This is a genomic window from Saccharopolyspora rhizosphaerae (assembly GCF_003931915.1).
Lineage (GTDB): Bacteria > Actinomycetota > Actinomycetes > Mycobacteriales > Pseudonocardiaceae > Saccharopolyspora > Saccharopolyspora rhizosphaerae.
In genome coordinates this window covers 118222-130635 of the sequence record NZ_RSAA01000020.1, presented here as the reverse complement: position 1 = coordinate 130635, position 12414 = coordinate 118222, and the positions used below count along the sequence as shown (strand labels likewise).

Below are 12414 nucleotides of genomic sequence, written 5' to 3'. Positions count from 1 at the left end.
GGAATCGGGCGTCGTGGGGCATAGTGCCTGCCGTGACTCGATCGTGGCCCTGCCCCTCCGCTCGAGTTCGGGAGCTGATCCGGGCCGGCGCGGAAAGCGCGCTGCGGCCGCCCGCGATGTGGGCGGAGGAGTTGCACGCCGCCGTGCTCGACGCCGACCGGACGCAGGCCATCGCCGCCGATCCCGTGCTGGCCGACGGGTTGCGGCAGACCAACGTCGACAACGTCGTGCACTGGGCCGCCGCCAACATCCAGGACCCCGGCTGCCGCGTTCCCCCGCACCTGGGCACCCAAGCCCTCGACACCGCCCGCGACCTGGTCCGGCGCGGGCTCGACACCAACGCCCTCGACACCTACCGGGCCGGGCAGAACGTCGCCTGGCGGTTCTGGATGGAGATCTGCTTCTCGCTGACCTCCGACCCCGACGAACTGCGCGAACTCCTCGACGTCACAGCGCTGTCCATCTCGACCTACGTCAACGACACCATCGCCGGCATCAGCCGGCGGATGCAGGAGGAGCTCGACACCCTCGTCCACGGCACCAACGCCGACCGCCGCGCCGCCGTCGCGCTCATCCTCGAGGGGTCGCCGATCAGCGCCCGACGCGCCGAGCTGAAGTTGGGCTACGGGCTGACCGGCCCGCACACGGCCGCCGTCGTGTGGAGCACCGCGCGCGGGGGCCTGGAGGAGCTGGAGGCCGCGGCCGAGGAACTGGTGCGCCTCACCGGTGCCCGTCGCCGGCTCACCGTGGTCGCCACCGCCGGAACCCTGTGGATCTGGCTGCCGGTGGCGAACACGGTGTGCACCGAGGAGCTCGCGGAGGTGCTGAGCTCGCGACCGCACGTGCGCGTGTCGATCGGCCGGCCCGGCCGGGACGTGGACGGGTTCCGCCGCAGCCACCTCGACGCGCTGACCGCTCAGCGAATGCTCGCCCGGCTCAGCTCCTCGCGCCAGGTCGCCCGCTACGAAGACGTGCAACTGGTCGCCCTGATGACCGCCGATCCCACCCACGCCGACGAGTTCGTCTCCGAGGCGCTCGGCGCGCTGCGCCACGCCGACCCCGAGTTGCAGCAGGTGGTGCGCACTTACGTCCGCGAGCAGTGCAACGCCTCCCGCACCGCCGAACGGCTCTACACCCACCGCAACACCGTGCTGCGGCGGCTGGCCAAGGCAGACGAGCTGCTCCCGCGCCCGCTGTCCGAGGACGTCGTCGGGGTCGGCGCTGCGCTGGAGGTGCTGCGCTGGCGCGGCGCCGACTCCTGAGCTCAGCCCGGGACACCGAAGGACGGGGACCGCGCTGCCCCAGGACATCGTTCGCTGCGAACCGCACCGTCCGGTGTGGACGCGAACAGCGACGTCCGTGCTCGTCGCGCGGCGTCCTGGGCCTGTCCGGCCGCGCAGCACGGCGCGTTCACCGATGGTTCGCTGCCCAGGAACTGGTGAAGGATCGCTCCGCTTGGCGGTGCGGGTGGCGGAAATCCCCAGCTCAGCCCGGACGCCGAGGGACGGGGACCGCGCTGCCCCAGGACATCGTTCGCTGCGAACCGCACCGTCCGGTGTGGACGCGAACAGCGACGTCCGTGCTCGTCGCGCGGCGTCCTGGGCCTGTCCGGCCGCGCAGCACGGCGCGTTCACCGATGGTTCGCTGCCCAGGAACTGGTGAAGGATCACTCCGCTTGGCGGTGCGGGTGGCGGAAATGCCCGAACGGGAGAGCACAGCGCCTCCGTGGACTCCGTGCGCCGATCCTGATGTGTGGCCAGCACAACGCCGTCCCGGCGTGCTCGCCACGAAGGCGCTCAGAACCCGCGGCGGGCCAGTGCTCCAGGCACTGCTGGACGAGAACGCGCATCCTTCCACCAGTTCCAGGTGGGGAGGTCGACGGCTCTCCGAGCCGTGGGTGGGGTGGGGGCTTCGTCGCCGCGGACGGCACGCTCCACTTCAGAACTCGGACGCCGGTGACGCGGGGAGGTGCGCGGTGATCGAGAGGAGAACGTGACCGGAGGTGGGTGGCGCCGTTCACCTCCGGCTGAAGCGGAAGGCCGTCGTCAGATCGGTGATCGGCGCCGGGAACCGTGCTGGTACTGTCCGGGCCGCGCGGATGATCAAGGAAACCGAGGCGCTGCACACCCACTCGCCCCGGTCGCGGTCCTCGGACGTCGTGGACTCCCGGCGAAGCGCACGCTTCGCGTCGTTCCGCGCGAAGGCCGGCTGGGGGCATGCCTCGCCCGAGCACAACCGAAGGAGTGCCGTCGACGTGCAGTTGACCAGGAGCAGAACGCGCGAGCCGGACAAGACGAGCCTCCGGCGGCGGATCCGGAACATCCTGATCACCATCGTCGCGCTCTTCTTCGTCGTCGTGCTCGCCGGTTTCGCCCCCTCCTTCGTCGACGGCCTCATCGTCCGCTACGTCGCCGTCACCGTGCAGGACACCTCGATCCCCGCGGTGCGCGCCTTCACCGCCGTCCAGGCCGAACGTCAGCTGGTCTCACGCGCTTTCGCCGGTGAGGCCCGCCAGGACGCGCTCGCCCAGCGCTACGCCGCCACCGACCGCGCCGTCGCGGAGCTCTCCGGCAAGCTCACCGACCTCGTGTCGAACCCGGCCGTCCCGGCGGACATGCAGGCCAAGATCAACCGGCTGCGCGGCCTCGTCGCGCAGCTGCCGCGCGTCCGCCCGACGACGCCGTCCGACCCGGCGCGCAGGGACGCGACGCTGCGCGAGTACAACGAGGTCCTCGAAGCCGGCGCCGACCTGTTCGACGGTCAGGCGCGGTCCGTCGAGGACGCCCAGGCCGGGCACGCCGGTGTCACCGCCACCGAGATCTTCCGCGCGGGCGACCAGATGGCGCAGACGGCGATGCTGGGCAGCCGTGGCGTGGAAGGCCAGATGCTGCCGGCCGAGCAGGTCGAGTTCGCCGTGCTCGTCGGCTCCTACCACGGCGAGCTCGACGAGCAGACGCCGCACGCCTCGCCGCGGGTGGAGGAGCGGTACCAGGAGCTCACCCGCTCGGCGAACTGGCAGCAGTTGCGGGCCGTCGAGCAGCAGCTGATCACCCGCGGCCACGCGGAGGGCGTGACTCCCGAGCAGTGGCACCAGATCAGCGACCAGGTCGGGGCCGAGATCACCGACCTGGCCGTCGAGCAGGCCCGCTACGGCGCCGACCTCGGGCTCGCCAACGGGACCAACGCACTGCTGCGGACCGCGGTGCTGGCCGGGCTGGTGCTGCTGGCCACCGCCGGGGCCGCGGTGCTGATGTGGTGGTTCGCCGGCCGCCACCTCGTGGCCCTGGTGCCGCAGCGGCTGGTCGAACTGCGCGACGCCGTCCGCACGATCGCCGACGAGGACGTCCCCGAGCTGTTCCGCAAGGTCGAGCGCGGTGAAGAGGTCGACGTCTCCGCGCCGCTGCGCTCGCTGGACTTCGGCAAGGACGAGATCGGCGACGTGGCCGACGCCTTCGCCGGCGCCTACCAGGTCGCCGTCCAGGAGCGCATCAAGCAGAAGCGGACGGGCGACGCGTTCACCCGCGTCGTGGTCGGCATGGCCGCGCGGGTCCAGCAGATCGTGCAGAACGCCATGCAGATCGTCGACACCGAGGAGCGCGAAGCCGGCGAGGCCGCACCCCGCTACCGCGCGCTGCTGGTGCTCGACAGCCTCCTGCTGCGGGCCCGCCGGCTCGCGGAGAACCTGCGGCTGCTGTCGGGGAACCGGCTCGCCCGCTACCACCGGGGTCCGACTCCGATGGAGGTCATCCTCGAGTCCGCTCGCGCCGAGATCGAGCACTACGACCGGATCCACACCCGCCACCCGGGTGCGGTCGCCGTCGACGGCCAGGCCGCCCCGTACCTGATCCGCGTGCTCGCCGAGCTGATGGACAACGCCGCGAACTACAGCTCGCCGCAGGGCAAGGCCCGGGTGTGGACCGAGGAGCGCGGTGGTGCGCTGGCGGTCGTCATCGAAGACCGCGGTCTGGGCATGCTGCCCGAGAAGCTGAGCGAAGCCAACGCGGTCCTCGGCAGCGACACCGACTTCGCGCTCAGCGACGTCCAGCGGCACCTGCAGCTGGGCCTGCCGGTGGTCGCCCGGATCACGCAGCAGTGGCAGGTCGAGGTGTCGCTGGCCGCGGGCGAGGCGGGCGGCATCCGCGCCGAGGTGACCATCCCCGCCGACCTGCTGCGCGAGCTGGAGGTCGAGAGGTCGTCGCCGATGGTCCTCTCCACCGCTCGCGGCACGCTCGGTGGCGGCACGGCCGTGCTGGCCGACCCGGTGGAGGCGCGCACCGAGAGCCGTCCGGAACCGCCGAAGCCGCGCGCCGAACCGGCCGCGGACGAGCCGCTGGAGACCTCGCCGGTCGGGTTGCCGGTGCGGCGCCGGGGTGCTTCGGCGGTCGGCCGCGCGCTCGACGAGGAGAAGAAGGCACAGGGAGCGGGTCCGTCCGATGAGGACGCCCGGGGGCGTCGCAGCGCGGGCGGCGGAGCGATGGGTTTCGTGTCCGGCCGGCAGAACCACGGGAGCGAGCAGGGTGAGGGGTGAACGCAGTGAGCGGTGGTCGTGACGACCTGAGCTGGGTGCTGACCGACTTCGCGCAGCGCGTCGCGGACGTGGACTGCGCCGTGTTGTGGTCGTCGGACGGGTTCCCCAGAGCCGCGTCCGAGGGCGTGCCGGAGGAGCAGGCGGAGGACCTCGCCGCCATGTCGGCCTCGGCGTTCAGCTCCTCGAAGCGGGTGAGCGTGATCGGCGGGGGCGGTGAGCTCGCCAAGACGGTCATCGAGGGCGCGAACCGGTTCGTGGTCCTCGCCCTGGCCGCCGAGCGCACCGGGATCACGGTGGTGGTCGACACCGCCGCCGACCCCTTGATCGTCAACGTCGAGCTCGACCGCCTGCTCGCCCAGGTCGGCGAGCACCTGGTGACCGAGGGCCGCGGTGGCTCAGCCGATCCGCTGACGGGGACGAGGCCGTAACCGATGGCAGACCAGCAGAACGTCCACGCGGAAGACCCCGGAGCAGGTGTCCGCCCCTTCGTCGTCGCCGGCGCCCCGGAGAAGTCCGACCTGGACCTGGACCTGGCCACGCAGGTGGTCGCCAAGCCGGGGAGCGCGTCCGCCGACGACCTCTCGATGGCCGACAGCGCCGCTCTGGAGCTGGCGAAGAACCCGGTGGCCATAGCAGAGGTCGCGGGGAGCCTAGGAACCCCGGTGCTGACGGCTCGCGCTCTGGTGGGTGCGTTGCTGCGGCGGGGAGTCCTCACCCTCGACGGCGCGAGCGCCTCGGGGGACACCGTTTCCGACGCAACACTGGAATACCTGCAGGGGGTTCTGGACAGTGTCAAGCAGCTTTGAGCGGCCGCCGGTCAAGCTCGTCATCGCGGGCGGGTACGGCTGCGGCAAGACCACCCTGATCAAGAGCGTGGCCGACCCGGACCGGTACGTGCGGCTGACCGACGAGCCCATCACCGGCGCCAGCGCCGGGGTGGACGCCCTCACCGGTGTCCCGGAGAAGACGACCACCACGGTCAGCATCGACTTCGGCCGGATCAACCTGAGCAACGGCACGCCGCTGTTCCTGTTCGGGATGCCCGGCCAGTCCCGGTTCTGGTCGGTGTGGGACGACCACACCCACGGCGCGTTCGGAGCCGTGGTCGTGGCCGACACCCGCCGTCTCGACGACTGCTTCTCCAGCCTGGACTTCTACGAGGACCGCAGGATCCCCTACGTGGTCGCGGTCAACGAGTTCGACGGCACGCAGCGCTACGCGCCGGAGGACGTCGCCAACGCCCTGCAGCTCGACACCGCCAAGGTGCCGGTGATGAACTTCGACGCCCGGCGCCGAGCCGACGTCAAGGACGTCCTGGCCCGGCTGCTGGAGCACGTCATCGGCACCGCCGCCGCGGACGCGGCGGCCGGGCGAGGGCGGGCCACCTCCGGCGTGTGAGCGGCCGCCCGCCGCCCGGTCACGACGCGGACGGCCACTCGGCGGGTGGTCTGCGCAGCCCGGTGATGCCGTTGCCCACGTTCTCGACATGGCTTCGGGAGGTCGCGGCCGGCCGGTTCCGGCCGCGTCGGCGTTCTCGCTGGAGCGACCGCACGTACACGGGGACGTCGATGTTGAGCGCGTCCTCGGGCCGTTCGACGCCGAAGCGCTGGGCGGTCCGCTCGAGGTGGCGGTTCACCTCGGCGGCCATCTCGTGCTCCGCGGGCAGCGTGGCGTCCCCGCAGACGAGGTCGCCGATCCACTCGGCCTGGAGCTCGGCGAGCCGGGTGAGCGCGCCGACCGGGCGCAGGAATCCGGCCAAGTACAAGCCCTGGTGGCCGAGCGGCACGATCCGCTGGTACAGCGCGAGGCGCCCCTCCGCGTCGAGGGCGACGTCCTCGGGCAGCGGAAGCTCCATGTCGTAGCCGGTGCAGAAGATGACCGCGTCAGCGTCCTCCGCGCTGCCGTCGCGGAACGCGACACCACCGGCCGTGAGCTCCTCGACAGCCGGCTTGACGGCGATCGCGCCGTGCGCGAGGCGGCTGAGCAGTTCGTCGGAGATGGTGATGGGAGCCTCCATCACCCGGTGATCGGGTTCCGGCAGGCCGTAGTCGGCGATGCGTCCGCGCGAGAGGTGCAGCAGCACCTCGATGAGCCTGCGCTGCACCCGGAACGGCAGGAACGACCACCAGCGGCTCTGGGCGATCTCGTCGATCGGCAAGCCCATCAGGGTCTTGGGCACCACGTGCGCACCCCGGCGGACCGACAGGACCGTCTTCGCGGCCACCCGGGACAGTTCGACGGCGATGTCGCAGGCGGAGTTCCCGAACCCGACCACGGCGACCTTCTTCCCGCGGAAGGGCCCCGGATCGGTGTAATCGGCGGAATGCAACCGCCTGCCCCGGAAATCTTCCGAACCCGGGGCCTCCGGCTCAGGCAACCGCGGCGTCGAGTGGTAGCCCGAGGCCACCACGACCTCGCGGAAGTGCCTGGTGCGCACGGACCCTCGCGCATCGGCGCTGGTGACCGACCAGCCCCCACCCGGAGCGGGTTCCACGTCGTGGACGGTGGTGCCGAACTCGATCCGGCCGGGCAGGTCGTGCGCTTCGGCGAAGCTGCGCAGGTAGGAGGCGAAGTGGTCGTGGCGGGGGTACCGGGGGAACTCCTCGGGGACCGGGAACCCGGTGAAGCCGGTGACCTTGCTGGAGGTGTTGAGGTGCAGGGACTCGTAGGCGGGGTGCGTGCGCTGCGACCGGGACGTGCTGAAGTTCCACACGCCACCGACCGCGTCGTCCCGTTCCAAGCAGACGAAATCAATTCCGCGGCGCCGGAGCGAGCGCATCACGGCAAGTCCGGAAATTCCGGCCCCGATCACGCACACATCACGGGAATTCGACTGGTGAGGTGGATTTCCGTCGCCTTCGTCCACAGTGCCCATTCGCACCCCTCCCAGGTTCGGGCCATTCACAATTCGGAGTTCGGATGAGATCGTGCAGGTGTCGTTGAAAGGCGCCGTGCCGAGATCAAGAGTAGCCGCGATGCGGAAGGTCGGGGTAGTGCACAGTTCACAGGAGATCTCGCCGTCGCCACGCCGGTGGGGAGTGTTCCCCGTTCACGAAGTCTCATTCACACAGTTCCTGACCAGCCAGTACCGAACCGCAGCCGAACACCTCGGGTTCTCGCCCTCCGAAGTGGAGACCCTCATCACAGAACTCAGTGTGTCGTTGAGCCCGTGGGGTGATCACCCGATCGGCTCTTGTCCGGAGGTTCCCTCTTTTGTTTCCGCGGACGGTTTTCCGGCCGAGATGTCACTCAGCTGGCGATCGCACCGCCCAGAACTCCGCGTCCTCTTCGAATCGTTCGGAGAGGACGCGACACCGGCGGGTTGCCAAGCCGCAGGCCGGGAGCTGACCGACAGGTTGGCGGATCGCGACGGCGTGGACCTGCACCGCTACCGCCTCGTGGAAGACCTCTTCGCGAGCGAGGACCCGCGGGTGAACCGTCCCACCATCTGGCATTCGCTGGCCTGGCGACCCGGTGAAGCCACGCGGTACAAGGCCTACTTCAACCCGCAGGCGAGGAGCACCGACCCGGCCGCAGTCCTGGACACCACCACGGAAGCGGTGGAACGGCTCGGGCTCGGCCGGTCCTGGTCCTCGGTGCGGGCGACGATGCCCGAGATGGCGGACCGCGGGAACGAGATCGAGTTCGTCGCGCTCGACCTGGTGGGTTCGGAGCGGGCGCGGGTCAAGGTGTACTTCCGCATCACCGGTCGCTCCTGGGAGGACCTGGACTCCGTCGCCTCGTTGGCGGCGGGGCACGACCCGGCGAGGGCCGAACGCGTCTGGCGGTCGCTCTACAACGGGCAGGACAAGGCCGAAGGTGAGGAACCCATGGTCTGCCTCGCCTTCCGGGCGGGAGCGCCGCAACCGGAGGAGGCCAACCTGTACCTGCGGTTGACGGGCAACACCGCCTCCGATGAGGAAGCCGCCGAGCGCACGGCCGGACTCATGCGGCAGGAGGGCCTCGACCCGCAGGCCTACCTCGACGTGGTCGAGGCGCTCGCACCGGAACCGCTGGCGGCCACGACGGGCTTGCAGGACCTGCTCGCCTACCGCACGACGGCTCCGGGCGCACCGGCCGACGTCGGCACCTACTTCCGCTTCTCCGTCTACGACCAACCCGTCGAACCCTGATCCGCGCTGGCGTGAGGTGGCGGTCCTGGGCGGGCCGCCACCACACGCCGCTCCTGCCGTAGCTTCGGGGCATGGACGACCTCGCAGCACGTGATCTCATCCGCTACTCCGGGCACGGCGCCTTCACCCCGGGTGTCGTCGAGCGCGCCGAGGGCGCCTCGGTGTTCACCGAGGACGGGCGTGCGCTGCTCGACTTCACCTCCGGGCAGATGAGCGCGATCCTCGGGCACTCCCACCCCGAGATCGTCGCGACCATCCGCGAGCAGGCCGCCCGGCTCGACCACCTCTACAGCGGGATGCTGAGCCGTCCCGTCGTCGACCTCGCCCGGCGCTTGACCGGCACGTTGCCGGAACCGCTGGACAAGGCTGTGTTCCTGACCACCGGTGCCGAGTCCAACGAGGCCGCGCTGCGGATGGCCAAGCTGGTGACCGGCAAGCACGAGATCGTGTCGTTCGCCCGCTCCTGGCACGGCATGACCCAGGCCGCCGCCAGCGCCACCTACGTCGCCGGGCGCGTCGGCTACGGACCATCCGCACCCGGCAACTTCGCGCTCCCCGTGCCCGACTCCTTCCACCCGGACATCGTCGACGCCGACGGCCGGCTCGACTGGCGCCGCCAGCTCGACCTGGGTTTCGACCTCATCGACGCCCAGTCCGTCGGCAGCCTCGCCGCCTGCATCGTCGAACCGGTCCTGAGCTCCGGCGGCGTCATCGACCTGCCGCCCGGTTACCTGGCCGCGCTGCGGGAGAAGTGCCACGAGCGCGGCATGCTGCTCATCCTCGACGAGGCCCAGACCGGTCTGTGCCGCACCGGTGACTGGTACGCCTTCGAGCGCGACGGCGTCGTCCCCGACATCCTCACCCTGTCCAAGACCCTCGGCGCCGGCCTGCCGCTGGCCGCGGTGGTCACCAGCGCGGACATCGAGGAACAGGCCCACGAGAAGGGGTTCCTGTTCTTCACCACCCACGTCAACGACCCGCTGCCGGCCGCCGTCGGCGGCACCGTCCTCGACGTGCTCAGGCGCGACCGCCTCGACCTGCGCGCGCGGGAACTGGGCGAACGGCTGACCGGTGGCCTCCGCGAGCTCACCGGTCGGCACCCGGTGATCGGCGACGTCCGAGGCCGGGGCCTGCTCGTCGGCCTCGAACTCACCGCGGGTCCGGGCGAGGGAGACGTGGACAAGCTCGGCGCGGCGGTCACGCGCCGGTGCACCGAGCTCGGCCTGCACATGAACATCGTCCAGCTCCCCGGGATGGGCGGCACCTTCCGCATCGCTCCGCCGCTGACGGCGACCGAAGCGGAGATCGACCGGGGCCTGTCGATCCTCGACGACGCCCTCACCGACGTCACCCGAGCCGACTGAGGCCCGTCGAAGAACCCCGAACGCGGAGCGGGACGGAGAACGAAGCGGACCTGCCCCGAAGGCACCGCGAGCCGCCCCTGCCGCACGCCGGTCCAGGGCCACGGTGTCACCTGGACGGGAGAGAGGTTGACATTTCGCGGAATGTCCACCCCTCCCCCGCAAGGGTGACGCAACCGCTGAGAGCGCCTCGATCAGCGGGTGACGTAGTCGTCGAGCCTGGCCGGGCGTGGGGCGACCACGGGCATCGTCCCGGGGTCGTTTTCACGCGCTCGGCGGTGCCGCCTCCAGCGCCACCACACCACCGTGAGTGAGGGGACCGCGAGGGCCGCGCAAACGGGGCACATGCGATGAGTAGGCCGCATGTGGGCCATCGCGTCAATCCCGCACTTCGGAACCGGTCGCCGGGCAACTCCTGGGGGAGGGGAACGCGATGGGGCGCGATTCCGCGGGAACGACTCTGCCTCGACCGCCGGGCCTGCGGGGCCCGCTGACGAACCGGCGGCTGCGGCGGGTGAGCGGACTCGGCCTCGCGCTGGTGCTGATCGGGCTGCTGCCGAACCTGCTGGGCGGCCCTGACTGGTTGCGCGCGGCCGGGCTCGTCCCCGGCTTCGGCGTCGTCTTCGCCCTGCCCGCAGCGGGGTGGTCGGTGGAGCTGTGGCTGTGGGTGCTGCTGCACCTGGTCGTCTTGCTCGCCGTCGTGACCGGGTTGCGGGTGGGCGTGCAGCGCGCGATGACCAAGGGTGACTACCTCGCCCTCCCCGCGGTGGTCCTCACCTCGATGCTGGTGGCGGCGGTGCTGGCGGCCGTGCACGACGGGCACGGGCACGCGCCGCAGGAGTGGGTGCCGGCAGCGGAAGTCCTCGCGGTCCTCGGCGTCCCGACCGCGCTGCTGCTGCGCGAACGGCGCCGGGGGCACGCTGCCCGCCTGCTGGGCGATGAGCGTCAGCGGTGCTTGGACACCGCGGAGCGCGGCGAGTGGTGCCCGAGCAGCGACGTGCCGAGCGACCAGGCCGACCGGGCGCGCCTCGCCCGCTGGGCGGAAGCGCTTGCCCTGCAGCCCTCCCACGAGTGGAACGGTTTCGGCGGGTTCGACGACGAATACCTCCTGCCCGCCATGCGCTACCGGATCTGGGCGGTCTTCCTGCTGCTGGCGACCCTCCGCCACACCCACGCGCCGGCGTGCACCGGCTACCGCGACGACGCGCTCCGGGCGTTGGTGCAGCGGATGACCGACAGGTCCGTCTGGAGCTACTGGCGGCGGGAGAACCGGTGGGGCATGCTGCGCGGCAGTCCCGATCCCATCGGCGGCCCGGCGAACGTGATGTACTCCGGGTACCTGCTGCTGATGCTCTCGGCGTACCGGCAGGCGACCGGCGACGACAGCTTCGACCAGCCCGGCGCGCTCCGGTTCCGCTGGGACGACGACACCGAGTTCGCCTACAGCCACACCGACATCGCCGAGCGCGTCAGCGCGAACTTCCAGCGCAGCCCGCTGGTGCTGTGGCCGTGCGAACCGGGTCTGGTGTTCCCGTTCTGCAACGCCGTCGCGCTGGCCGGCCTGCGGATGTACGACACCGCAACCGGAACCCGGCACGCGGAAGCCCTCGTGCCGCGCTTCCTGCAACGGCTGCGCACCGAGTTCACCGCACCGGACGGCGACATCTGCACCTTCCAGGCCACCCGGTTCGGCATCACGGCCCGATCGGCCCGGGGCATCACGAACACCGCGCAGATCGCTGCGCTGCTGTCACCGCTCGACCCGGACTTCGCCTGGCGCACCTGGCGGTTGCTGCTCGCCGAGGAGCTCCTGCCCGGCCGCTACACGCGCACCGACCGAGCGGGCAGCCCGGCCCCCACCGACGCGGACTGGGGCGGTGGCTCCAACCGCGCGAACGCCTTGGCCTGGAGCATGTTCCTGGCCCGCGGCCGCGACGAATCCTGGTTCCGCGCGCTGCGCGAGGCGGCGCGCGCCCTCGAGAACCCGCCCGGCGAGCAGCCACCGTACCGCGCGTCGGTGCACGCCAACGGCGTCCTCGGCACGGGCCTGCTCACCGACGAGAACGCCTGGCGCTGCATGCTCCTCACGCCGGCCCGCCACGCCGGGCCTCGCCTCGCCGAAGCCCCGTGGCCCGACATCACCGTCGTCACGGCCACCACCGACGGCCGCTCCCACCACGCGGTCCTGCACCCCGGCACGGACACGGCGCCACGCCGCCACCGCCTGGGCTACGACCACCTCGTGCCGAACACCACCTACACCGTCCGCGGCGCCACCGCACCCGAGACCACCTCCAACGCCCACGGCAGAGCAGTCGTCGAGGTCGACCTCCAACCCCACCACCACCTCCACCTGACCCCGAACCCCTGACCGGATCCACGGAAGGGCGTC

At 71.4% G+C, this 12414-nt stretch carries 9 protein-coding genes; 8 read left to right on the top strand and 1 reads right to left on the bottom strand.

The annotated features are described in order from the left end of the window. The first annotated feature begins 32 nt into the window (after positions 1–32). From EIL87_RS20680 to EIL87_RS20660, 5 genes are all read left to right on the top strand, one after another. Positions 33–1262: a PucR family transcriptional regulator gene (locus tag EIL87_RS20680; RefSeq protein WP_233576421.1), complete on the top strand. Its 1230-nt coding sequence runs from the start codon at positions 33–35 to the stop codon at positions 1260–1262. Positions 1263–2254: 992 nt separating this feature from the next. Beyond that, positions 2255–4528, top strand: a complete 2274-nt coding sequence (locus EIL87_RS20675; protein WP_158628677.1) for a sensor histidine kinase — start codon at positions 2255–2257, stop codon at positions 4526–4528. 5 nt (positions 4529–4533) lie between these two features. Beyond that, entirely contained in the window at positions 4534–4956 is a 423-nt protein-coding gene (locus EIL87_RS20670; RefSeq protein ID WP_158628676.1) for a roadblock/LC7 domain-containing protein, read from the top strand. Positions 4957–4959: 3 nt separating this feature from the next. Beyond that, entirely contained in the window at positions 4960–5334 is a 375-nt protein-coding gene (locus EIL87_RS20665; protein WP_125092235.1) for a DUF742 domain-containing protein, read from the top strand. Continuing rightward, entirely contained in the window at positions 5318–5926 is a 609-nt protein-coding gene (locus tag EIL87_RS20660) for a GTP-binding protein (protein WP_125092234.1), read from the top strand. Before EIL87_RS20665 ends, EIL87_RS20660 begins: the two co-directional genes overlap by 17 nt. Positions 5927–5945: 19 nt before the next feature. Here the strand turns inward: EIL87_RS20660 and EIL87_RS20655 are convergent, their stop codons facing one another. Then, complete coding sequence (locus EIL87_RS20655; protein WP_125092233.1) at positions 5946–7403, bottom strand: flavin-containing monooxygenase; 1458 nt, start codon at positions 7401–7403, stop codon at positions 5946–5948. Between the two features lie 100 nt (positions 7404–7503). Between EIL87_RS20655 and EIL87_RS20650 the strand changes: the two genes are divergently transcribed. The 3 genes from EIL87_RS20650 to EIL87_RS20640 all read left to right on the top strand — a co-directional run bounded on the left by EIL87_RS20650 (position 7504) and on the right by EIL87_RS20640 (position 12393). Next, positions 7504–8661: a tryptophan dimethylallyltransferase family protein gene (locus tag EIL87_RS20650; protein WP_125092232.1), complete on the top strand. Its 1158-nt coding sequence runs from the start codon at positions 7504–7506 to the stop codon at positions 8659–8661. A gap of 71 nt (positions 8662–8732) precedes the next feature. After that, a complete protein-coding gene (locus EIL87_RS20645; RefSeq protein WP_125092231.1) occupies positions 8733–10025 on the top strand; it encodes an aspartate aminotransferase family protein in 1293 nt (430 codons plus the stop codon). 511 nt (positions 10026–10536) lie between these two features. After that, the gene (locus tag EIL87_RS20640) at positions 10537–12393 is read left to right on the top strand and encodes a linalool dehydratase/isomerase domain-containing protein (protein WP_125092230.1); all 1857 of its coding nucleotides are present in this window, start codon (positions 10537–10539) and stop codon (positions 12391–12393) included. Positions 12394–12414 lie beyond the last annotated feature (21 nt).